Annotated in this window: 21 protein-coding genes; 7 read left to right on the top strand and 14 right to left on the bottom strand. The window is 72.1% G+C overall.

Annotated elements, in window-relative coordinates; translation table 11 throughout:
• Positions 1–47 precede the first annotated feature (47 nt).
• Together ORG17_RS16890 and ORG17_RS16895 are read left to right on the top strand one after the other, a co-directional pair.
• The gene (locus tag ORG17_RS16890) at positions 48–986 is read left to right on the top strand and encodes an aldo/keto reductase (protein ID WP_214526079.1); all 939 of its coding nucleotides are present in this window, start codon (positions 48–50) and stop codon (positions 984–986) included.
• Positions 987–1,023: 37 nt separating this feature from the next.
• Positions 1,024–1,569 (top strand): GNAT family N-acetyltransferase, encoded by a 546-nt coding sequence (locus ORG17_RS16895; protein WP_214526078.1) that lies wholly within the window; start codon positions 1,024–1,026, stop codon positions 1,567–1,569.
• Between the two features lie 81 nt (positions 1,570–1,650).
• Here ORG17_RS16895 and ORG17_RS16900 read toward each other — a convergent pair whose 3' ends face one another.
• The 14 genes from ORG17_RS16900 to ORG17_RS16965 all read right to left on the bottom strand — a co-directional run bounded on the left by ORG17_RS16900 (position 1,651) and on the right by ORG17_RS16965 (position 16,699).
• Complete coding sequence (locus ORG17_RS16900; protein WP_214526077.1) at positions 1,651–2,196, bottom strand: hypothetical protein; 546 nt, start codon at positions 2,194–2,196, stop codon at positions 1,651–1,653.
• Between the two features lie 72 nt (positions 2,197–2,268).
• On the bottom strand, positions 2,269–2,481 hold the full coding sequence (locus tag ORG17_RS16905; protein WP_155896902.1) for a hypothetical protein: 213 nt from the start codon (positions 2,479–2,481) through the stop codon (positions 2,269–2,271).
• Between the two features lie 64 nt (positions 2,482–2,545).
• Entirely contained in the window at positions 2,546–2,776 is a 231-nt protein-coding gene (locus tag ORG17_RS16910) for a hypothetical protein (RefSeq protein WP_214526076.1), read from the bottom strand.
• Between the two features lie 34 nt (positions 2,777–2,810).
• Complete coding sequence (locus tag ORG17_RS16915) at positions 2,811–5,963, bottom strand: GH92 family glycosyl hydrolase (protein ID WP_301565268.1); 3,153 nt, start codon at positions 5,961–5,963, stop codon at positions 2,811–2,813.
• Between the two features lie 46 nt (positions 5,964–6,009).
• Positions 6,010–7,605 carry a serine/threonine-protein kinase gene (locus tag ORG17_RS16920; RefSeq protein ID WP_214526075.1) on the bottom strand — a complete coding sequence of 532 codons (1,596 nt, stop codon included), beginning with the start codon at positions 7,603–7,605 and terminating at the stop codon, positions 6,010–6,012.
• 134 nt (positions 7,606–7,739) lie between these two features.
• Entirely contained in the window at positions 7,740–8,558 is an 819-nt protein-coding gene (locus tag ORG17_RS16925) for a phosphatase PAP2 family protein (protein WP_214526074.1), read from the bottom strand.
• A gap of 43 nt (positions 8,559–8,601) precedes the next feature.
• The gene (locus tag ORG17_RS16930; RefSeq protein WP_214526073.1) at positions 8,602–10,287 is read right to left on the bottom strand and encodes a bifunctional 3'-5' exonuclease/DNA polymerase; all 1,686 of its coding nucleotides are present in this window, start codon (positions 10,285–10,287) and stop codon (positions 8,602–8,604) included.
• Positions 10,288–10,341: 54 nt separating this feature from the next.
• Complete coding sequence (locus tag ORG17_RS16935) at positions 10,342–10,536, bottom strand: hypothetical protein (protein ID WP_017887924.1); 195 nt, start codon at positions 10,534–10,536, stop codon at positions 10,342–10,344.
• 34 nt (positions 10,537–10,570) lie between these two features.
• Positions 10,571–11,335 (bottom strand): hypothetical protein, encoded by a 765-nt coding sequence (locus ORG17_RS16940; protein WP_214526072.1) that lies wholly within the window; start codon positions 11,333–11,335, stop codon positions 10,571–10,573.
• Positions 11,336–11,340: 5 nt separating this feature from the next.
• Entirely contained in the window at positions 11,341–12,201 is an 861-nt protein-coding gene (locus ORG17_RS16945; protein ID WP_071245605.1) for a carbohydrate ABC transporter permease, read from the bottom strand.
• Positions 12,198–13,175, bottom strand: coding sequence for a carbohydrate ABC transporter permease (locus ORG17_RS16950; RefSeq protein ID WP_027466814.1), 978 nt, complete (start codon positions 13,173–13,175; stop codon positions 12,198–12,200). The genes ORG17_RS16945 and ORG17_RS16950 overlap by 4 nt, the downstream gene beginning before the upstream one ends.
• Before the next feature lie 9 nt (positions 13,176–13,184).
• Entirely contained in the window at positions 13,185–14,510 is a 1,326-nt protein-coding gene (locus ORG17_RS16955) for an ABC transporter substrate-binding protein (RefSeq protein ID WP_214526071.1), read from the bottom strand.
• Positions 14,511–14,533: 23 nt separating this feature from the next.
• Entirely contained in the window at positions 14,534–15,763 is a 1,230-nt protein-coding gene (locus tag ORG17_RS16960; RefSeq protein ID WP_214526070.1) for a Gfo/Idh/MocA family protein, read from the bottom strand.
• A 147-nt stretch (positions 15,764–15,910) separates the two neighbouring features.
• Positions 15,911–16,699, bottom strand: coding sequence for a DeoR/GlpR family DNA-binding transcription regulator (locus ORG17_RS16965; RefSeq protein WP_027466817.1), 789 nt, complete (start codon positions 16,697–16,699; stop codon positions 15,911–15,913).
• Between the two features lie 133 nt (positions 16,700–16,832).
• Between ORG17_RS16965 and ORG17_RS16970 the strand changes: the two genes are divergently transcribed.
• The 5 genes from ORG17_RS16970 to ORG17_RS16990 are packed head-to-tail and all read left to right on the top strand — an operon-like array spanning position 16,833 to position 21,601.
• Positions 16,833–17,711: an SIS domain-containing protein gene (locus ORG17_RS16970; protein WP_214522015.1), complete on the top strand. Its 879-nt coding sequence runs from the start codon at positions 16,833–16,835 to the stop codon at positions 17,709–17,711.
• On the top strand, positions 17,711–18,622 hold the full coding sequence (locus ORG17_RS16975; protein ID WP_214526069.1) for an ROK family protein: 912 nt from the start codon (positions 17,711–17,713) through the stop codon (positions 18,620–18,622). The genes ORG17_RS16970 and ORG17_RS16975 overlap by 1 nt, the downstream gene beginning before the upstream one ends.
• Positions 18,619–19,737, top strand: coding sequence for an N-acetylglucosamine-6-phosphate deacetylase (gene nagA, locus ORG17_RS16980; protein ID WP_214526068.1), 1,119 nt, complete (start codon positions 18,619–18,621; stop codon positions 19,735–19,737). The genes ORG17_RS16975 and nagA overlap by 4 nt, the downstream gene beginning before the upstream one ends.
• Entirely contained in the window at positions 19,734–20,768 is a 1,035-nt protein-coding gene (locus ORG17_RS16985) for a 1-phosphofructokinase family hexose kinase (protein ID WP_214526067.1), read from the top strand. Before nagA ends, ORG17_RS16985 begins: the two co-directional genes overlap by 4 nt.
• Positions 20,765–21,601, top strand: a complete 837-nt coding sequence (locus tag ORG17_RS16990) for a class II fructose-bisphosphate aldolase (RefSeq protein ID WP_111056516.1) — start codon at positions 20,765–20,767, stop codon at positions 21,599–21,601. Before ORG17_RS16985 ends, ORG17_RS16990 begins: the two co-directional genes overlap by 4 nt.

The raw sequence follows: 21,601 nt of genomic DNA on the forward strand, positions 1-21,601 counted from the left end.
CTGGCAGGGCCTGCCTGCACCGGGGACCGACTGGCAGGATCGAGGGCGTGAAGACACTGGAGTTGCCACAGACAGACCTCACCGCCTCCGACGTCGTCGTCGGACTGATGCGGATCAACGACATGAGCGACGAGGACATCCGTTCGCTCTACAGCGCCTCGCGCGACGCGGGCGTCAACATGTTCGACCACGCCGCGGTGTACGGCGAATGGCACGGCTGCGAGCAGCGGTTCGGCGCGGCGGTCACGCTGTCGCCCGCGGAACGCGCCGAGATCGTGCTGCAGACCAAGGTCGGCATCCGACCGGCGCCGAAGGGCGCCTACTTCGACTTCTCGTACGAGCACATCCTCGAGTCCGTGCACGAGTCGCTCGAGGCGCTGCAGACCGAGTACGTCGACGTCCTGCTGCTGCACCGCCCCGACGCCCTGGTCGAGCCGGAAGAGGTCGCGAAGGCCTTCGACGAGCTGCACGCCGCCGGCAAGGTGCACCACTTCGGCGTCTCGAACCACACCCCCGGCCAGGTCGACCTGCTCAAGAAGCACGTCCGCCAGCCGCTCGCGTTCAACCAGGTGCAGCTCAGCATCACGCACGCCAACGTGATCTCGCAGGGTCTGACAGCGAACATGGGTGGCCTCGAGCAGTCGGTCGATCGCGACAACGACATCCTCAACTACTCACGCATCAACGACGTCACGCTCCAGGCCTGGTCGCCGTTCCAGAAGGGCTTCTTCGACGGCGTCTTCCTGGGCGACCGTGAGCAGTACGCCGAGCTGAACGACGTGCTCGAGGAGGTCGCAGCGGCGCACGGTGTCACCCCGACCGGCATCGCGGTCGCGTGGATCACCCGCCACCCCGCGCACTTCCAGGTCGTCCTCGGCACGACGAACCCGCAGCGTGTGCGGGACTCGGCCGCCGGCTCGGACGTCGAGCTGTCGCGCGAGGAGTGGTACCGGATCTTCACCGCGGCCGGACACACCGTTCCCTGAGCAGGAACGGCCCGGTCGGGTCGGGCAGGGTGGGGTCGTGCTCCACGATCTCGCCCTGCCCGTCCGCCTGACCACACGCTCCGGCGAGGTGACGCTGCGGAACGCCACGGAAGCGGACCTCGACGCACTCATGACGCTGTTGTCCGACGACCCGATCAGCGCCGCGCGTGGAGACGTCGCCGCACCGGCGGACCGCCCGCAGTACGCCGAGGCACTCCGGTCGATCGTGGACGACCCGGCGAACGCGCTGCTCGTCGCCGAGGACCCCGACGGGCAGCTCGTCGGGACGCTGCAGCTCACCCGGATCCCCGGCATGGCTCGTCGTGGCGCCACCCGACTGCTCGTCGAGGCGGTGCGGGTCAGCAGTGCTCTGCGATCCGGCGGCATCGGGAGTGCCCTGATGCGCTGGGTGACCGACGTCGCTGCGCCGGCCCTCGGGACCCCGCTCGTGCAGCTCACGTCCGACGCTGCACGGACCGATGCGCACCGGTTCTACGAGCGCCTCGGCTTCACCGGCTCGCACGTCGGGTTCAAGTACCGGGTCGTCGACCCTTCCGCCATCCCGCCTGATATGTCACACTGAGACCAGTCGCCCCATCGAGGTGGGTGCGGAAGTGATCCCCGGGAGCTCCTGCGGTATAGCGGGGCCCGGGGATTCGCGCGTTCACCGACGGTGTTCGTGGACGCTCAGCACATGGCCCAGCTGCTCGAGGTAGGCCGTTTCCCCTCGCCGAGCCAGCGCGACCACGCCGCACACCGCGTCCGCCGCCCAGAGAAGTGGCTCGCGGCCACCCGGCAGGTGCTCGAACGCCAACCCGTGCACCAACTTGCGTGATCGCAAGGCGTCGAGGTGCGCACGATCGTTCCGGTCCGAGGGCCCGCGAGATTCGAGGACGACTCGATCGACATCGCCCGCGCGGAGTTCCAAGATCAAGTGCTCAAGAGCGAGACGGCGACGACGCTCGCTCCGGACGGATGGGTCGGTCACGCTCACGACCCCGATGGCTGCGAACGGATGGTCGCACAGCATCCCGACGATCCCGGTGCGGTGCCGGGCGTCGCTCTCGGACCAGTGCAGCTTCCGCGCCGATCGCGGCTTGATGGCGCAGAGCGAGTCCCGGAACCGCTCAGCATCGCTGTCGGCAACTGTGACCGCCCCGAGGATGTACGCGCCGGGGTCACGTTCGTCTCCGGGCTCGGATTCGTCCACGTACGCCGTCGGTACCATTCCGGAATACTACCGGTCGGATGGGACCGCGCGGCCGCTGCAGCCGGGCGCGCGCTAGTCGTCGGAGTCGGCGCCAGCAGACCTCGGCGTCGGCACGTTCACGTCGACCGGGGACACCCCGGCGGGATCGGCCGAGGCGCCACCCACGACGTCGAACGAGATCCCGAGCATCGCCGGGTCCTCGTCGAGTTCGAGCCCGTCCTGACGGACCTTGTCCTCCGGGATTGCACGGCCACCAGACGGGTCCCACGAGTTCGCGATCGACATGCGCACGAGCATGCCCGAGCCGCTTGGCAATCGCCCAAGAAACCCCGGAGGAACCCCGGAACGGTCAGAGGTCGTCCGGGTGCAGCCGCTCACCGGCCTGCGGACGCCGGAACACCGGGCCGCCGCCGGCCTCGTCCTCGTCGTGGTGGCTGACGGGCGAGACGCTCGGGTCGACGGAGTCGTCGCCGACGTCGGCGCCGCGGTTCTCCTCCATCTCGAGCTCGGACTCGTCACTGCCGTCCACGGGGATGGACCGGCCCTGCTGTTCGGGATCGAACGGTGCGCTCATCGACATGGGGCGAGCATGCTCCCGCTCGGTGAACGCCGGGTCAACGCTGTCCGTCGGCCGCGATGAGTTCGAGCTGCGTCAGTGCCAGGTCGGTGCCGGCGGTGAACGTGAACGACGAACCCCCGCCGAGGATCCGGAACACCCGGGTCTGGCCGGCCCACGTGAACTCCGCACCGTCGACCGCGGTGACGGCGTCGTCGAGGCCGACCTGCCACGAGTAGGACCCCGGCGATGCCACCGTCACGGTGTACAGCGAGGCGGCGGCGCACGCCACGTCGAAGCACACGGACTCCCCCGCCGCGAGCGCGGTGACGGTGCGGCCGGTGTCGTCGGTGAGCGCCGAGGCCCCGACGGGCAGGACGTCCACCGGGGCGTCCCGGTAGCCGTGCACGTCGGAGGCCGAGACGGGGCGGGTGTCCGACGCCCATCCCTGCGGTTCGTCGGACAGTGTGAACTCGATCCGCGACGCGGCCACGACCACGCTGTGCGGGATGGTGACCGAGGTCCAGGGCGAGCCGTCGACCGTCACCGACGCCACGTACGCGCCTGCGGTGCCGGCGGCGATCTCGATGACGGTGGGCGATCCTCCAGGTTGCCGCAGCACCGTCCTGCGGACCGACGGCGGCACGAGCACGTAGGTGCCGGTCGACGGCGCCAGCGGGTACAGCCCGATGGTCGCGAAGACGTACCAGGCGCTCATCTCACCGTTGTCCTCGTCGCCGGGGTAGCCCTGGCCGAGGTCGGACCCGACGAACAGGCGCTCGAGCGATTCGCGGACGATGCGGTGCGCGTCGTCGTGCCGTCCGGTGAACATCGCGAAGAAGGGGATGTGGTGCGCGGGCTGGTTCGACAGCCCGAGCATGCCCATCCGGACGTCGCGGGCCTCGGTCATCTCGTGGATCGGGAAGCCGTACGAGCCGGAGCGCGCCAGGGCCCCGGTCTCGGGGGTCGCGAAGAACGCGTCGAGAGCGGCGTCGAAGCGCTCGGGCCCGCCGTGCAGGTCGACGACGCCGGCACCGTCGTGCGGCGCCGTGAACGCGGTGCCCCACGCGTTCGTCTCGGTGTAGTCGTTGCCCCAGTCGCGCGGGTCGAACTCGGTGCCGACCCGCCACGAGCCGTCCGGGTCGCGGCCGATGAAGAACCCGCGCTCGGAGTCGAAGACGTGCCGGTACTGCAGCGACCGGCGGGCGAACCACTCGGCCTCGGCCTCGTAGCGGGACAGGTCGGCGGGCGTCCGCGCCCGTGACGCGAGCAGGCCCGCCATGACGGCCAGACCCCAGTCGTTGATGGCCGCGTCCAGGGTCCACGACATCCCCTCGTGGGTCGCCGTGTCGACGTGGCCGCGGAAGGCGCCCGGGAGGCTCCCCTTGCGTCCGACGCGCTCGTCACGCGGCGGGACGGTCGCGTTCCGCACCGCGCTCCGGTACGCCTCGGCGAGGTCGAAGCCGCGCACGCCCTTCACGGCCAGGTCGGCGAAGACGGTGTCGCTCGTGGTGCCGGTCATGCAGTCCTCGGCACCGGGGGCACTCCAGCGGGGCGTCCACCCGCCGTCGTGGTGGTGCTCGACGAAGCCCTGCGCGAGTTCGCCCGCGGTCTCGGGGGTCAGGAGTCCGAGGAGCGGCCAGGCCGTGCGGTAGGTGTCCCAGAAGCCGTTCGTGGTGGTGAACGGGCCCTCGACGATCTCCGGCCCGGGCTCGTCGCGGATCGGGTCCGCCAGCACGTCGCCGTACGGGGAGCGGTGCCGCGGGGTGCCGGTCAGGGCGGTCTCCCCTGCACGGTTCGGGTAGAGGAACAGCCGGTACAGGCCGGAGTACAGGCTCGTCAGCTGGTCGGGGCTCGCGCCGTCGAAGGACAGCGTCGCGAGCTTCTCGGTCCACAGCGCCTCGGCACGGGAGCACATGGCGTCGAACGAGCCGGCATCGTCGAGGTTCGCGCGGGCGTCCTCGATCGAGACGGTCGAGATGCCGAGCAGGACGTCGACCGGGCCGCCGGTGCCCCCGGGTTCCCCCACGGACAGCCAGCCGCGCAGCTCCTGCTCGCCGATCGTCGTGTGGTCGGCGGTGACCCCGGCGACCCGCAGGTGCACGTGGTGCGGCGGGGTGCCGGGGCGGTCGTCGAGGACGGCCTCGACCACGGCCGTGCCGTCGGTGATCGTCACGGAGACGTCGGACACCCGGCCGTGGTGGTCGAGCACGACGCTGCGGGTGCCGGTGAACCGGAACCCGAGGGCGAACTCCCCCGCGGTCAGCTCTGCCGTCACACCGTGCTCGAGGGCGACCCGGTAGCGGTGCGGGCCGTCCTGCTCGTCCTCGTGGTCGAACCCGAGCGCGCGGGCGGACCGGTCGACGTCGGGGGTGTCGAGTGGCGAGGGCATCACCTGGAACACCCCGCGGTCGCCCATCCACGGCGACGGGATGTGACTCGTCGCGAAGGCCTGGATCGCCGGGCGGAGCCTCCCCTGGTCGTCGAGCCGGTCGTGCTCCTGGTACGCGTACGGCCAGCGGTTGCTCGAGGCGTCCGTCATCGGCAGGCCGAACACCCCGCCGTGCGGGACACCGACCAGCGGGGCGTTGTTGCCGCGGGAGAACCGGGAGGACGCCTGGGTGCCACGGGTCGTCCGGACGTGGCCGAGCGGGGTCGTCGGGGTCGGACGCGCAGGACCGATCCGGACGGCGTCGAGCCAGCCGCGCAGTGCGGGACGCTCGCCGTCGGCGGCCACAGGCGGTGCGTCGGAGCCGAGCCGGGCCTCCAGGCGGTCGACGACCAGCCCCGCGAACGGCGTGAGGTCGACCGCGCGACGGTTCCACTGGTCCACCCACTGCTTGCGGGCCGCGTCCTGCGCGTCCGGGGTGACCGCGTCGCCGTACTGGTCGCGGACCCCGGCGTGGTCACGCAGCCGCGAGCCGTCGGTGAAGACGACGTCGACGGCGAAGGCCGTGGCGTCCCAGAAGTGCGGCAGGTCTGCTTCCGTCGGTTCCGACGCCCCGTCGGGCAGGGTCCGCTCGGGGAACCAGACCCAGGAGAGCTCGTCGCCGGTGGCGATGGTGCGTCCAGTGAAGCCGGGGACGATCGCCTCGGCCACCGACGTGCCCGCTGGTCGTTCGACGAGCCAGCCCTCCGCGGAACCGAACCCGACACCGTTCCGAGCGGCCACGGCCGTCGTCGGACCACCGCTCCGTTGCAGTTCTCGCACGGGGCGAGCCTATTTGCTCCAGGGACTGGACGAAAACCCCGGCGTGTCAGTCCTTGTTGTGCCCCGGGGCGCTGCCGGACTTGCCGGGAGCGGTGTCCGACGTGGTGTCGACCGCGCCGGTGCCGGCGGCGCCCGTGCCGTCCTGCGGCTCCTGCACCGGGTTCGAGGCCGGGGTGCTCGGCTCCGGGCCGACGGGCGGGTCCTGCGTGGGCTGCTCCGGCTGGGTCGGTTCGCTCGGCTGCTCGCTGGGTTCCTCGGCGGGCTGCGACGGCTGCTGCTCCTGTGAGGGCTGCTGCTCGGCCGGTTCGCTCGGCTGCTGCTCCTCGCCCGGGTCCTCGGACGGCTGCTGCTCGGTCGGCGCGGTCGACGTGGTGTCCGTCGGGGCCGGGGTGCCGTCGTCGTCGCCGTTGAGGGCGAACACCGCGACCCCGATGCCGATGAGCACCAGGACGATCACGATGATCGCGGCGATGAGTGGTCCGCGCTTCTTCTTCTCCGGCTGGTCCTCCGGCTGGTCGCCCCGGCCCGGGCGGGGCGTGACCGGTGGCGGGGTCGGCCCGCTCGGGCCCGATGCGCCGCGGTCGGCTGTCTGGGCGCCGAGGACGGTCGTCGAGACGTCGTCGGCGGGGTTCGGGCGCTGGGTGTCGAGGACGCGGGTGGCGTCGTCGCCCGGACGCGCGCCGCCGTTCGGCAGTTCGCTCGCCGGCATCGCCTGCGTCCGGTCGTCGGCGTTCGCCGCTGCGGCGGCACCGGCGCCGACCGCGGCCCCCGCAGCGCCGGCTGCCGCGGCCGTCACCGCACCGGGCGCGCCGGGTAGCAGCTGCGTCGCGTTCGTCGGCTCGTCGCGACCCAGCGCGCGCAGGCGCTCGGCGGCCTCGGCAGCCGTCGGTCGCTCCGCCGGGTCCTGCGCGGTCATCACGTGCAGCAGGGTGCGCCAGGCCGTGGGCAGCTGCCGGTCGATCTCGGGCGAACGGGTGAGCCGGGCGGTGGCCGACTCGACCGCACTGCCCGGGAACGGCTGACGACCGGTCATGCACTCGAGCAGCACGAGCCCGAGCGAGTAGACGTCGGCCTTGCCGGTGATCTCCTTCGCCAGGACCTGCTCCGGGGCCAGGTACGCGGCCGTCCCCATCACGGTCCCCGTCCCCGTCACCCGAGAGGCGTCGCGGAGCAGGGCGATCCCGAAGTCGGCGAGCTTGACGTGCCGACCGTCGCTCTCGAGCAGGACGTTCGCGGGCTTCACGTCACGGTGGACGATGCCCTGCGCGTGCACGGCGGCCAGACCGTCGGCGACCTGCGCACCCAGGCGGGCGGCGGTCGCGGGGTCGAGCGGGCCCTCGCGCAGACGGGTCGCCAGGTCACTGCCCGGCACGAGTTCCATGACGAGGTACGAGTCGCCGTCGACGTCGTCGAGTGCGGCGTCGTAGAGCGTGACGAGCTCGGGGGCCCGCAGCGTCGCGAGGGTCTGGATCTCCGCCTCGGCGCGGGCGCGCTCACCGCGGTCGACGGGGCCGATGCGGAACACCTTGACCGCGACCTCGCGGCCGAGTTGCTCGTCGACCGCCCGGTACACGGACGCCATGCCACCGTGTCCGAGCGTGCCCGTGACGCGGTACCTGCCGCCGAAGACCCGTTCTTCCATGCCCGGCAACCTACCGGTCGCGGCTGACGGCGCTCTGCCGTTCGGGGCGCCGGGGCGGGCCCCGGCGGCGCGGGCCCTGGCGACTTCGTGAGCAGAAGATGTCGGGTGCGGGCGAGCGACCCGACGTCTTCTGCTCACGAAGTGATGCGGTCGACGCCCGGCGCGGGCTCGGCACCGTGGTGGAGCGCCGTCAGGTACAACCGGTGCGCCGTGATCACGAGGGCGAGCCAGGCGAGTCCGAGCGCCCACGCCGCCAGGACGTCGGTCAGCCAGTGGTGCCCGAGGAACACCCGCGACGCCCCGACCGACAGCACGAACAGGGTGCCCACGACGATCGTCCACACCCGGGTGACGACGCGCGACTGCCGCAGGAGCAGCAGGTACACGATGGTGCCCACGATCACCGTGGAGTTGAGCGTGTGGCCCGACGGGAACGACGGCGACGTCTCGTACGGCGGCACCGCGTCGGACAGCGGCGGACGGGCGCGACCGATCAGGTCCTTGCCCGCGATCGTCATGAGCAGCGAACCACCGCTCGCGGCGACCAGGAGCACCAGTGGCGTCCACGCACGGCGCTGGATCGTGAAGCCGACCAGGAATCCGAGCGCGACGATCGGCATCCCGATCGTGCCGGCGATGTCGGTCCACCAGGTGACGAGCGTGTCCGCCGTGGGTGATCGGAGTGTGAGCGCCCAGTCGAGGACGGGTCGGTCGAGCACCGCGACGTCGTCGGCTTCACGGACGGCGTCGTAGACCTCGGAGGCGATCCACGTGGCGAGGACGGCGACGCCCAGGCCGATGGCGAGGGTCAGCAGCAGGACGGGCATGGCGCCGAAGCGCTTGCCGAGCGCGGTCCACGCACCGGCGACGCTGCGGCCGGCACGGGAGCGCCAACGGGTCAGGTCGACTTCGCCGACGGTGCGGTCGGCGGCGTCCCCGTGTTCGGTGTGCATCCGTCCACACTGCCCGAAGCCGCCGGGAGTCGTCCCGGCTGCCTCAGTCCTTCGCCTCCGAGTACGCCCCGACCACCCCGACCGACAGCGGGAACGTCACCGGGAAGTCCTGGAACAACAGCCGTCCGGCATCGACGGCGGCCTCCCGGATCTGCTGCGCCACCCACTCCGCGTGCTCCGCCGGGGCGTGCACCACGATCTCGTCGTGCACGAAGAACACCAGGTGCGGCCCGTCCGTCACGGCTCCGGGGAACCGCGCGAGCAACCGCGACCGCAGGGAACCCATCCACGCGAGCGCCCACTCGGCCGCGGTCCCCTGCACCACGAAGTTCCGGGTGAACCGGCCCCAGCTCCGGGCGCGGGACTCGACGGCACGCTGCATCGCCGGGGTCCCCTCGACCGTGTACGCCTGGTTCCGGGCCTCGAACCACGAGTCCTCGGGCACCGGTGGCGTCCGGCCGAGCAGCGTCGTCACCGGCTCGCCGCGCTCCCCCGCACGCGCGGCCCGTTCCACCATGTCGAGCGCCTGCGGGAACGCCCGGACCAGGCGTGGCACGAGCCGGCCGCCCTCGCCCTGGGTCGCCCCGTACATCGCACCGAGCATCGCCACCTTGGCCTGCTGCCGGGTCTCGACCGCCCCCGACGCCACCACGCCGTCGTACAGGTCGCGCCCGTCGCCGGCCGCGGCCATCGCCCGGTCGCCGGACATCGCGGCGAGCACCCGGGGCTCCAGCTGCGCGGCGTCCGCCACGACGAGCTTCCACCCGGGGTCGGCGATGACCGCGCCGCGGATGCCCTTCGGCAACTGCATCGCTCCCCCGCCGTCGGCCGCCCAGCGCCCGGTGACGACACCACCGACGACGTACTTCGGGTGGAACCGTCCGTCGCGGATCCAGTCGTCGAGCCAGGTCCAGCCGTTGGCGGTGAGCAGTCGCGCCAGGCGCTTGTACTCGAGCAGCGGCTCGATGACGGGGTGCTCGATCTCCTGCAGCTCCCACTTCCGCGTGCTCGTGACCATCAGGCCGGCCCGGCGCAGCGACTTCAGGACGTCGGCGGGTGAGTCCGGGTTGAGCCCGGGGTCGTCGAGGCGCTCGCGCACGACGGCGGCGATCTCCTCGAGGCGTCGCGGTCGCACCCCGTAGGGCACGCGCGGCCCGAGGGCGTCCTCGAGCAGCCGCTCGTGCACGTCGGCACGCCACGGCAGCCCGGCGTGCAGCATCTCGGCCGCCACGAGCGCACCGGCCGACTCCGCGGTGAGCAGCAGGCGGAGTGCACCCGGAGCGCTCGACCCCGCCACCGCGGCGAGCTGCGCCCGGAACTCCGCCACTGGATCGACCTCGTCGTCGGGCGCAGCGGCGGTGAACAGGGCGTCGTCGAAGAGCTGGGCCTGCGTCGGCCGGACCACGCGGGGTTCCGCGACCGGGGCGTCCAGGGCGTCGGCCGGCCGAGCGGCGAGCGCGGATCCCCGTGCAGCGAGCGCAGCCCGCAGGACACGACGACCGAGGCGCAGGTCGACGCAGCGTCCGACTCGCCCGCCAGCGGCGAGCACGGCCGGGTACCAGCGGGCGGTGTCGTCCCACACCCAGCGCACGCCCGGTGCGTCGTGGGCCGCGACGAAGGCCGGGAGGCCCGGCTCGTCCAGGCGGATCGGCTCACCTCCGGCGGTCCCCGCGTCGGTCAGGGGCGTCGCGAGGACGCCGCCGTCGACGCGGCGGAGGACGAGGTGCACGACACGATCATGCCGTGCCCCACCGACCCCGGTGGACCAGGGCCGGAACGGGTGTCACTCGCCGGGTCGGACCGCCGCGGTGTCGGCGACGTCGATGCGGACGTCGCCGTCCTCGGCACGGGAGACCTCGACCCGCGGGTCGGCGTCGTGCTCGTCGGATCCGGACATGCGGCGGAACGTGTCCTGTCGGCGTTCCTCGAACGTCATGTCGACGCCGTCGTCGAGGTGGTCGTGGTCGGGCTTCGTCATGCCGTGCACGGTACGCGGCCGCAGCTGCGGGCGGTCATGCGACCGGTGCCGTGCCGGTCCGCTCGGTCCAGTGCCCACCGCTCGCCCACCGGTCGAGCACCGCCGCGCGCAACCGACCGGACGGCGCCGCGGACCGTGCGGTCGCCAGCGGCACCCCGAAGACGAACTTCGCGACACTGACGTCCCCCTCGGTCGCGTCGTGCTCCCCCGGCGGGACGAGACGGAAGCGCCGGGCGAAGCGCACGAGGTTGGCATCGGGACCGAGCGCCGCCGGCAGGCCCGGATCGAGCATCCAGGAGCGGCACTGCCACCGGTCCGCAGCGAGCTGCGGTGCGAGGCCGCGCAGGACCTCGGGTGCGCGGGCGAACGAGCGGTCGCAGGCCACCGGGTCGAGCGGCCCGGTCTCCGGCACGTGCACACCCCAGGCCGGCGTGCCGTCCGCCAGGTGGTCGCCGAGTTCGAACTGGAGGCGCCCCACGGCAACCACACGCCCGGTCACCACGGCGACGAGCCACTCCACCCCGGTGCCGTGCAGCCCGTAGCGCGCGAGCTTGCGGTCGACGTCGGCGACGGATGCCTCGGCGAGCGCGCGCGGGAGTCCACGCTCCGCGAGGACGTCGGCGGTGTCCGGCACCGCGGCGCGGAGTGCCGCCACCAGCCGCGCGTCCCGCTCCGCGGCCCCGGCGTCGGCGACGGTGGCGGCCAGTGCGGCCGCCACCGTCGCGGAGTCGTCCGGTGACCCCACGGCGGCGGCGAGGACCGCGACGGACGCGGGACGGGCCTCCCGGCCGGGGGTCACGGTGGTCACTTCAGACCGGACGACGCGAGCCCGTCCATCACCCGACGCTGCAGCACGACGAACATGATGAGCACCGGTGCCATCGCCATCAGGCTGGCGGCCATCAGCACCGGGTAGTCGATCGTGCGGTCGCTCGACAGCGTCGCGAGGCCGGCGGCGAGCGGCATGTCCTCGGCGCGGGTGGAGACCACGAGCGGCCAGAGCAGCTCGTTCCACGACCACAAGACGGTCGTGATCGCGAGCACGCTGATCGAGGGTCGGGCCAGGGGAAGCATGATCCGCCAGAACGTCTGGAACGGGTTCGCACCGTCCATCCGCGCTGCCTCCTCGAGCTCGGGCGGCATGTTCAGGAACGCGGTCCGCATCAGGAACGTGCCGAAGGCGCTGAACAGCCCGGGTGCGACGATCCCCATCAGGGTGTCGAGCCAGCCGAGCCCCTGCACGATCTGGTACTGCGAGATCAGGTAGACCTGCGAGGGCACGAGCAGGATCGACAGCACGATCGCGAGCAGGGCTGCCCGACCGCGGAACCGCATCCGGGCGAAGGCGTACCCGGCGAGCGTGCACAGGACGATCTGCGCGAGCGTGCGGATGATCGTGACGTACACGGACGTGCCGAGCTGGCTGAGGAACGGCAGGCGTTCGAAGACCTGCGCGTAGTTCTGCCACTGCAGCTCCCCCGGCCAGAAGACCGGCGTGACGGACTGCACCTGCGCGTTCGTGGAGAGCGACATGATGATCTGCCACAGGAACGGGAACGCCATCGCGAACCCGCCGATGCCGAGCACGACGTGGATCCACCAGTGGCTGCCGCCGCGTCGGCCGGGCCGACGTGCGGTCCGAGGCGGTGTGACGGTGGCGGTCATCCCTGCACCCACTTCCGTTGGACGCGGAACTGCACGAGCGTGACGATGCCGATGAGCAGGAAGATCACCATCGCGATCGCGGCCGCGAAGCCCTTGTCGTTGTCGATGAATCCGGCACTGTAGAAGTAGAAGACGAGCGACATCGTCTTCGGGATCACCGGGTTGGTGCTGCCGAGGATCGCGTACAGCAGGTCGAACAGCTGGAAGCTCGAGATCGTCGTGACGATCACCACGAAGAAGATGCTCGGGCTGAGCAACGGCACGGTGACCGAGCGGAACTGCCGCCACCGGCTCGCGCCGTCGAGTTCCGCGGCCTCGTAGAGTTCCGGCGGGATGTCCTTGAGCCCGGCGCCGAGGATGATCATCGAGAACCCGAGGGACGACCAGAGGCCGACCAGGCTCACCGCGATCAGCGCGAAGCCGGGGGTCGAGATCCAGTACGGGCCGTCGATGCCGAAGTTCCCGAGGAACCAGTTCACGATGCCGTAGTCGCCGTTGTACATGATGCGCCAGACCAGGGCGATCGCCGCGGGCATGGCGACGTACGGCAGGAAGAAGAGCACGCGGTAGAACTGGGCGAACCGCAGCCCCGGGGTGTTCAGCAGACTGGCGAGCCACACCGCGATCGGGATCCCGGCGAGGACGATCACGGTGTAGATCACCGTGTTGAGCAGCGACTGGTAGAGCTGCGGGTCACCGACGAGTCGGACGTAGTTGGCGACGCCGGTGAACGTGGCGCCCCCGAAGACGCCCCAGCTGGTGAACGAGTACCAGAACGTCTGGATGATCGGCCAGATGTAGAAGGTGCCGACGCCGACGAGCAACGGGAGCACGAAGAGCCACGGCCACCAGCCGTCGGTCCGTCGTGGCGCTCGGCCGCCGTCGGCGCGCGGCGCGGGGGCGCCCCGCCCGGACGAACGTGTCGTCCGGGCGGGGGTGGCTGCGGCCGGGGGCCGCTCGGTGTTGATCGTCACGCGCGGGTCCTACTTTTCCTTGGCGAGGGCGGCGTCCATCTTCTGTGCGAGGTCCTCTGCCACCTGGTCGACGGGCTTCGACCCGTCGAAGGCGCTCGGCAGCAGGGTGGTCTCGAGGGTGTTCCAGGCGGCCGTGTTCTTCGACACCGGCAGCGGCTTCGCGTAGTCCACCGCGTCGAGGAACACCTGCAGGTCGGCATCGGGCATCGTCTTCGTGAAGGCACTCTGCGTGCCCTCGTACGCCGGGATGACCGCGCCCATGTCGCCCTGCTGCTGCTGGGCCGTCTTGCCCGCGAGGTAGACCTGCAGCGCCTGGGCGGCTGCCTTGTCCTTGCTCGCCTCGGACACGACGTTCGAGACACCGTGGATGACGGTCGCCTGCTCCTTGCCCTTGGGCAGCGGGTAGGCGACGACGTCCTTCTCGAGCTCGGTGCCGGTCAGCGCGGAGCGGAACCAGCTGCCGCCCTGGTACATCGCGAGCTTGCCCGAGGTGAACCACTGGTCGGCCGTGGTGTCGGTGAGCTGCTTGATCGAGGGCGATGCCCCCGAGTCGATCAGGTCGGTCCAGAACTGCAGGCCGTCCTCGGAGGCCTTCGTGGCGTACTCGGACTCGGTGCCGTCCGCGTTCACGACCGATCCCCCGGCCTGCAGGATCGTGTTGTAGTACGTCGTCTGGCCGTCCATGCCGCCGGCTGCGCCGTAGGCGCCCTTCGCCTGCAGCTTCTCGGACAGCTCGGCGCCGGTCCGCTGGAAGTCGTCCCAGGTCCAGTCCTTGGAGGGCAGGTCCATGCCGGCCTGCTCGAACAGCGACTTGTTCACCCAGACGCCGATGGTGTCGAAGTCCTTCGGCACGCCGTACTGGGTGTCGTCGTACGTGTAGAGGTCGTTGAGGGCGCTCGAGTACTTCGACGCGTCGATGTCACCCGACTCGACCTCGCCGGTGATCGGCGCGAGCTTGCCGTTGGCTGCGTACAGCTGGAAGTTCGGGCCGTTCATCCAGAACAGGTCGGGCAGGGTGTTGCTCGAGCCCTGGGTCTGCAGCTTCGTCCAGTAGTTGGCGTACGGCGTGACGTCGACGCTCACCTTGATGTCCGGGTACTCCTCGTTGAAGCCCTTCAGGTTGGCCTTGATGGCCTTGACCTGGTTCTCGTCCCAGACGGCGTAGGTCAGGGACGCCTTGGTGTCCTTCGGCGCGGCTTCGTAGTCGCCGCCGGAGCCGGACGCTCCGGACGACGCGGAGCAGCCGGCCAGGAGTGCGGCCGCGCCGAGTGCGGCGACGGCGCCGAGGAGGACGCGGCGCACGCCGGTTCCTCGGGTGGGGATGTGTGCGGTCATCGGGGTGTCCTTTCGCACGGCCGTCAGGAACCGACGGTCTGGGCGGGATGCGGGGTGGAGGGGGTGGAGCGGGTGAAGTGCGCGATGGTGTCGGCCGGCAGTGGGGGGACGTCGATGGGGACGGACCCGTTGCGGAGCGAGCGCGTGGCCAGCGCGCCGGCGGCGACCGCGGCACGGGCCGCGATCGGGGAGAGCTCCGACGGTTCGCCGAACGCGACGGACCGCAGGAACTCGGTCATGGTGAGCAGGTCGGCATCGGCGTGACCGTCCTCGACGCCGTCGATCGGGTACTCGCGGTCCCCCGCGGTGTCCCAACCCCGGCGGTGCGTCCAGACCTTCACGACGCCACCACCGGTGTCGCCGATGTTCTCGAGGCGTCCTTCGGTGCCGATGACGGTGTAGTTCCGCCAGTAGTCCGGGGTGAAGTGGCACTGCTCGTAGCTGGCCTGCACCCCGTTGTCGAGCGTCATCATCACCATCGAGACGTCCTCGACGTCGACGACGGGGTTCAGCCCGGTCTGGGCGAGCGGCGGCCAGTTGTCGTGGGAGAACCAGTCCCCCATGAGCTCGCCGCTGCGGTCGCGCCGGTCGGTGACGTCGCCGTAGACCGACAGCGACCCCATGCCGACGACCCGGGCGGTGTCACCCCCGCCGAGCGCGTGGATGACGTCGAGGTCGTGGCTCGCCTTCTGCAGCAGCAGGGAGTTCACCTTGCTGCGGTCGGCGTGCCAGTCCTTGAAGTAGTAGTCACCGCCGTTGCCGACGAAGTGCCGGCACCAGACGGCCTTGACCTGGCCGATCTCGCCGCGGGCCACGATCTCGCGCATCAGGCGGACCACGGCGGCGTGCCGGAAGTTGTGCCCGACGTACAGCGGCGTGCCGGTCTCCGCCGCGGTGTTCAGGACGGCGTCGGCGTCCTCGACCGTGATGGCCAGCGGCTTCTCGAGGTAGACGGCGATGCCCGCGCGGAGCAGGTCGATCGCGATCTCGGCGTGGGTCCAGTCCGGCGTGGTGACGATGGCCGCGTCGACGTGACCGGTGAGGTCACGGTGGTGTTCGACCACCAGGGCGTCCGGGTACCCGTCGTGCCCACGATCCCGGCCGGCCGCGGTGACGTCCGCGACGGCCACGACCCTGGCCTGCAGCGACGGGTCGTCGGCCGTTGCCTCGGCCACGTGGCGCGCGATGGCGGACCGCTGGCCCATCCCGATCACCGCGACGCGGAGTCCTGCGTTGTCAGCGCCCATGCTCATCGCTCCCTTGCGTGAATGTGACGCCAATGATGCCGAATCGATCATGAATGCACAATAGGCGCTCACAGATCGCTCACGCATCCGTGCCGGGGAGGGTTTTACACGATCGAAACGTCCGGACCGTTCCGGGGCGGCCGCAGGGGGCGCTCAGTCGGCGACGACGAGCTCCACGCCTGCGCTGGCCAGGTCGGCGGCGAACGAGGCCGGCACCGGCTGGTCGGTGACCAGGACGTCGATGCGGTCGAGCGGGCAGATCCGGGCGAAGGTCGACCGCTCGATCTTGGTCGAGTCGGCGACCACGACGACCCGTCGCCCGACCGAGGCGAAGTGGCGGCTGACCTCGGCCTCGCCCTCGTGCATGGTCGTCGCGCCGTACTGGCCGGTGAGCCCGTCGACACCGAGCACCACGAGGTCGAGGGCGAACTCGTCGAGGGTGTCCCGGACGAGCGGCCCGACGAGCTCGTAGGACTGCCGCCGCGCCACACCACCGGTGACCACGATCTTCACGTTGGCGCGGACGGACAGCTCGTACCCGACGTTCAGGGCGTTCGTCACGATCGTGATGCCGAACTCGCCGTCGGCGCGGATGAACCGCTCGCTCTTGCCGAGTTCACGCGCGACCTCGGTCGTGGTCGTCCCGCCGTTGAGCCCGACGGTCTCCCCCGGCTGCACCAACCGGGCGGCCGCGCGGGCGATCGCCGTCTTCGCCTCGGCCTGCCGGGCGATCTTGTACTGCAGCGGGAGCTCGTACCCGGCCCCGAGTGCTGCCGCTCCCCCGTGCGTGCGCGTGACGAGCCGCTGGTCGGCGAGGGTTGCGAGGTCACGGCGAGCCGTCGCGGCGGAGATCCCGAGCAGCTCCCCGATCTCGGCGATCGACACGTTGCCGCGTTCACTCACCAGTTCGAGCAGGGCGTTCAGCCGCTGTTGGGGGGTCATGACGGTCATCCTACGGCGTAGCCACCGTCCCACGGTGATCGGAAATGACGTTTTGCCCTTCCCTTGCGCACGATCGCTCGCTACGCTTCCTGATCATCGATCACCCGGATCGATCCGGACCCGGAAGGCTCCCATGACCGACACCTTCGTGAGCGCTGAACTGGCCTCGCAGCCGGAGACCTGGCGTGCAGCCGCCGCGCTCCTGCCGACCTTCGCCGATGCGCTCCCCCAGCCGGGCGAACGCGTGGCCGTGATCGGCTGCGGCACGAGCTGGTTCATCGCCATGAGCTACGCCGTCGCCCGTGAGCAGGCGGGCCTCGGCGTGACCGATGCCTTCGCCGGGTCCGAGTACCCCGCGTCCCGCGAGTACGACCGTGTGCTCATGATCAGCCGCTCGGGCACGACGACCGAGATCGTCGACCTGCTGCAGGCCCTGCCGTCGCAGCGGACCGTCCTGATCACGGCCGTCGCCGACAGCCCCGCCGCGGCCGTCGCCGACCAGGTGGTCGCCCTGCCGTTCGCCGACGAGCGCTCGGTCGTCCAGACCCGCTTCGCCACCACGACGCTCGCACTGCTGCGGGCGTCCATCGGTGACGACGTCGACGCGCTCGCAGCCCAGGCCGAGACCGCACTGACGGTGCCCATCGACGACCTGCTCGACGCCGAGCAGGTCTCGTTCGTCGGTCGTGGGTCCGCCGTCGGCCTGACGTTCGAAGCCGCGCTCAAGACGCGTGAGGCAGCGCAGTTCTGGGCCGAGTCCTACCCGGCGATGGACTACCGGCACGGTCCCATCGCGATCGCCCAGCCCGGACGGCTCGTCTGGTCGCTCGGTACTGCGCCGGACGGACTGGCCGACGAGGTCGCCGCCACCGGCGCCCGCTTCGTCCAGCACGACCTCGACCCGATCGCCGGACTCGTCGTCGTGCACCGGTTCGCCGTCGCCCTGGCCGAGGGACGCGGGCTCGACCCGGACAACCCCCGGTCGCTCACCCGGTCGGTCATCCTCACCTGATGGGCGGCGCAGGCGCGGTGCTCGGGGTCGACGTCGGCGGCACGGGCATCAAGACCCGGCTGACGACCGCCGACGGACTCGTCCTCGACGAGACCCGGGTACCGACGCCGCGCGACGACCCGGGCGCCGAGCGCCTCGCCGCCGTCGTCGCCGGACTGGCCGCACAGGCCACGCGACGGGCGCAGCTCGGAGCCATCGGGGTGGTGACCCCCGGCGTCGTCGACGAGACCCGCGGCACCGTGGACCTGTCCGTCAACCTCGGGTGGCGCGACGTCCCGGTGCGTGACCTCGTCCGCGCCGAGCTCCTACGGCAGGGGATCGACGTACCGATCGCCTTCGGCCACGACGTCCGCGCCGGCGCCCTGGCCGAGGTCCGGGCCGGCGACCCGGCGCTCTCGCGGGGGTCGGTCTCGTTCGTGCCGGTCGGCACCGGGCTCGCGAGCGCCCTGGTGGTCGACGGCGCCGTCGTGTCCGGCGGTGGCTGGGCGGGGGAGATCGGACAGGTCCGGATCCAGGCCGGCCCGCACGTGGGCCACCGCGTCGAGGAGATCGCGTCCGCCGGGGGAGTCGCACGTCGTTCCGGTGTGCCGTCCGCTCACGCCGCCATGCTCCTGGTCCGCCAGGGCGACCCCGCTGCCCGTGCGGTCTGGGACGACTGCGTCGCGGTCCTGGCCGACGCACTCGCCTGGACCACCGCGGTCGCCGGGGTCCACACCATCATCGTCGGCGGGGGACTCGCCGAGTCGGGCCCGCTGCTGCTCGACCCGCTGCGCGACGCCGTCTCGGAGCGTCTGCAGGGCGTCCGTGTCCCCGTCATCGTGCCCGCCCGGCACGGTGACGCAGCCGGCGCCATCGGAGCGGGGCTCCTCGCACGCACGCTGCTCGAGGCCGAGACCGGGGTCCTGCTGTGACCACCCTCGTCCGGGCCCATCGCATCGTCACGGCCCAGGCAGACCTGCACGACGGCTGGCTCGTCATCGGTGACGACGACACCGTTCTGGCGACCGGCACCGGGTCCCCGATGCGCACGGACACCGCCGTCACCGTCGACGGTGTGGTCGTGCCCGGGTTCGTCGACCTGCACGCCCACGGGGCGCTCGGGCACGACTTCGCCGGGTGCTCCGCCGAGGACGCCCGTGTCGCCGCCGGGCACCACCGGTCACGGGGCACGACCACCCTGGTCGGGTCCATCGCCACGGGCGAGCGCGCGGACACCGTGGCGGCCCTGACCCGGCTCCGGCCGCTCGTCGCGGACGGCACGCTCGCCGGGCTGCACCTGGAGGGGCCGTGGCTCGCGCCCGCCCGTCGCGGGGCGCACCGCGTGGACCTGCTGCACGCCCCGGACCCCGCCGAGGTCGACGCCTACTGCGACGCCGCGGGTGGTGCCCTGCGGATCGTCACGCTCGCGCCGGAGCTCCCGGGTGCACTCGAGGCCGTCGCCCGTTTCGTCGAAGCCGGGGTCGTCGTCGCCATCGGCCACACCGACGCCACCGCCGAGCAGACCCGCCGCGCGGTCGACGCCGGAGCCTCGCTCGTCACCCACCTGTTCAACGGGATGCCCCCGCTGCACCACCGTGCGCCCGGGCCGGTCGGGGTCGCGCTCTCCGACGACCGTGTGCTGCTCGAGTGCATCGTCGACGGCCACCACCTCGATCCCGTGACGGTCACTCTCGTGCAGCGCAGTGCTCCGGGCCGGATGGTCCTGGTCTCCGACGCCATGGCTGCGACCGGCTGCCCCGACGGCACGTACTCGGTGGCCGGATCGGCGGTGACCGTCCGCGACGGGCTCGCCGTGCTCGCCGACGGTTCGTCGCTGGCGGGCAGCACGATCACGGTCGCCGACGCCGTCCGCCGCCTGCTCGACGCCGGGACCGCCCTGCCCGAGGTCGTCGCGGCGTCCGCGGGGCGTGCCGCACGCCTGCTCGGGGCTCCGGCACCGCTCAGCGTGGGCGGCCCCGCCGACCTGGTCGTGCTCGACCCGGAGCGCGGCAGCGTCCGAGCCCTGCCGACGGCGGTGGTCGCATGATCCTCGTCGTCACCCCGAACCCGGCCGTCGACGTGACCTACCGGGTCGCCGAACAGCGCATCGGCGAGACCCAGCGCGTGCTCGAGGTCCAGCGGCGCCCCGGCGGCAAGGGCCTGAACGTCGGGCGGGTCCTCGCCGCCACCGGCGTGCCGACCCACGCCGTGCTGCCCCTCGGCGGCGACGGCGGGCGCTGGATCACCCACGCCCTCGACGACCTCGGGCTCGTCCACACCGACGTCGCCGTCCGTGGTGAGACCCGCACGACCGTGACGGTGGTGGACGACCTCGCTCACCCGACGATGTTCGGCGAGCCCGGACCCGTGCTCAGCCCCGACGAGTGGGACACGGTCACCGCCGCGGTCGAGACACTGCTCGACAGTGATGTCGGCCGTACTGGCGGCGCCGGCGGTGCCGCCGGTACCCCGCCCGCAGCCGCCCTGGTCGTGTCGGGCTCGCTGCCCCGCGACTCCGATCCCGCGGTCGTCGCCCGCTGGGTCACCGCCGCTCGCCACCGCGGTGTGCTCTCGGTGGTCGACTGCTCGGGCACCGCGCTGCTGGCGGCCGCCTCGGCCGGGGCGACGGTCTGCAAGCCCAACCGCGAGGAACTGCTCGAGGCCACGGGCACCGACGACGAGCGCTCCGGGGCACTCCGGCTCCTCGGACTCGGAGCGACGGTCGTCGTGGTGTCCCGCGGATCCGACGGCATCGCCGCCCACACCACCGAGCACGTGCTCGAGGTGCCGGCGGTCCCCGGGGTCTCGGGCAACCCGACCGGCGCCGGTGACGCCGCCACCGCCGGGCTCGTCGGTGTCCTCGTCGAGGTGCTCGTCGGTGCCGGTCTCCCCTCGTCCGACGGCAGCGTCCGGGCCCTCGACGACGCCACCCTGCTCCGAGCCCTGCGGTCCGCCGCCGCACACGGGGCCGCGGCCGTCCTCCAGCCGGTGGCCGGCGCGGTCGACGCGGCAGACGTCCACCGCTTCCTGTCCACACCGCCCGATCCCGCCCACGACCGAACGAGGACCCCCGCATGATCACCGACCTCGCCCTCACCGGCCTGCTCGACACCGCCCGCACGGCACGCCGCGGGGTCGGTGCGTTCAACGTGGTGCTGCTCGAGCACGCCGAGGCGATCGTCTCCGGCGCCGAGCTGGCCGGTCTGCCGGTGATCCTGCAGATCAGCGAGAACTGCGTCCGCTACCACGGCGGCCTCGCACCGATCACGACCGCGACGCAGGCGGTCGCACGTGCCGCCGACGTCGAGGTCCTCGTGCACCTCGACCACATCGAGGACCCCGAGCTGGTGGCGGCCGGCGTCGACCTGGGCGTCGACTCGGTCATGTACGACGGTTCGCACCTGGACTTCGCCGCCAACGTGGCAGCGACCCGCGAGCTCGCCGCCCGGTGTCACGCCGCGGGTGTCGCGATCGAGGCCGAGCTCGGCGAGGTCGGCGGCAAGGACGGCGTGCACGCGCCCGGCGTCCGCACCGATCCGACCGACGCCGCCGCGTTCGTCGCCGACACCGGGGTCGATGCCCTGGCGGTCGCGGTGGGGACCTCGCACGCGATGCAGACCCGCGAGGCCTCGGTGGACCGCGACTTGGTCGAGCGCCTCCGTGCCGCGGTGCCGGTGCCGCTCGTGCTGCACGGGTCCTCGGGCCTGTCCGACGACGAACTCCGCGGCGCCGTGCACGCGGGGATGACGAAGATCAACATCTCAACGCACCTGAACGGCCTCTTCACCCGTGCGCTCCGCACCGTGCTCGACGAGCGGCCGGACGTCGTCGACCCGCGCAAGTACGTCTCAGCGGGCCGGGACGCCATCGCCACCGAGACGGCGCGACTGCTGACGCTCCTGCACGCCTGA

Origin of the sequence: Curtobacterium flaccumfaciens pv. betae (genome assembly GCF_026241855.1) — a bacterium.
In the GTDB taxonomy this organism is placed as follows: domain Bacteria; phylum Actinomycetota; class Actinomycetes; order Actinomycetales; family Microbacteriaceae; genus Curtobacterium; species Curtobacterium flaccumfaciens.

Bases quoted from the DNA above. Each gene is read 5' to 3' on its own strand.
- ORG17_RS16955 (WP_214526071.1), bottom strand. From the start codon at position 14,510: ATGACCGCACACATCCCCACCCGAGGAACCGGCGTGCGCCGCGTCCTC.
- ORG17_RS16990 (WP_111056516.1), top strand. From the start codon at position 20,765: ATGATCACCGACCTCGCCCTCACCGGCCTGCTCGACACCGCCCGCACG.
- ORG17_RS16925 (WP_214526074.1), bottom strand. From the start codon at position 8,558: ATGCACACCGAACACGGGGACGCCGCCGACCGCACCGTCGGCGAAGTC.
- ORG17_RS16975 (WP_214526069.1), top strand. From the start codon at position 17,711: ATGGGCGGCGCAGGCGCGGTGCTCGGGGTCGACGTCGGCGGCACGGGC.
- ORG17_RS16945 (WP_071245605.1), bottom strand. From the start codon at position 12,201: ATGACCGCCACCGTCACACCGCCTCGGACCGCACGTCGGCCCGGCCGA.
- ORG17_RS16935 (WP_017887924.1), bottom strand. From the start codon at position 10,536: ATGACGAAGCCCGACCACGACCACCTCGACGACGGCGTCGACATGACG.
- ORG17_RS16970 (WP_214522015.1), top strand. From the start codon at position 16,833: ATGACCGACACCTTCGTGAGCGCTGAACTGGCCTCGCAGCCGGAGACC.
- ORG17_RS16920 (WP_214526075.1), bottom strand. From the start codon at position 7,605: ATGGAAGAACGGGTCTTCGGCGGCAGGTACCGCGTCACGGGCACGCTC.
- ORG17_RS16965 (WP_027466817.1), bottom strand. From the start codon at position 16,699: ATGACCCCCCAACAGCGGCTGAACGCCCTGCTCGAACTGGTGAGTGAA.
- ORG17_RS16985 (WP_214526067.1), top strand. From the start codon at position 19,734: ATGATCCTCGTCGTCACCCCGAACCCGGCCGTCGACGTGACCTACCGG.
- ORG17_RS16960 (WP_214526070.1), bottom strand. From the start codon at position 15,763: ATGAGCATGGGCGCTGACAACGCAGGACTCCGCGTCGCGGTGATCGGG.
- ORG17_RS16910 (WP_214526076.1), bottom strand. From the start codon at position 2,776: ATGTCGATGAGCGCACCGTTCGATCCCGAACAGCAGGGCCGGTCCATC.
- ORG17_RS16905 (WP_155896902.1), bottom strand. From the start codon at position 2,481: ATGTCGATCGCGAACTCGTGGGACCCGTCTGGTGGCCGTGCAATCCCG.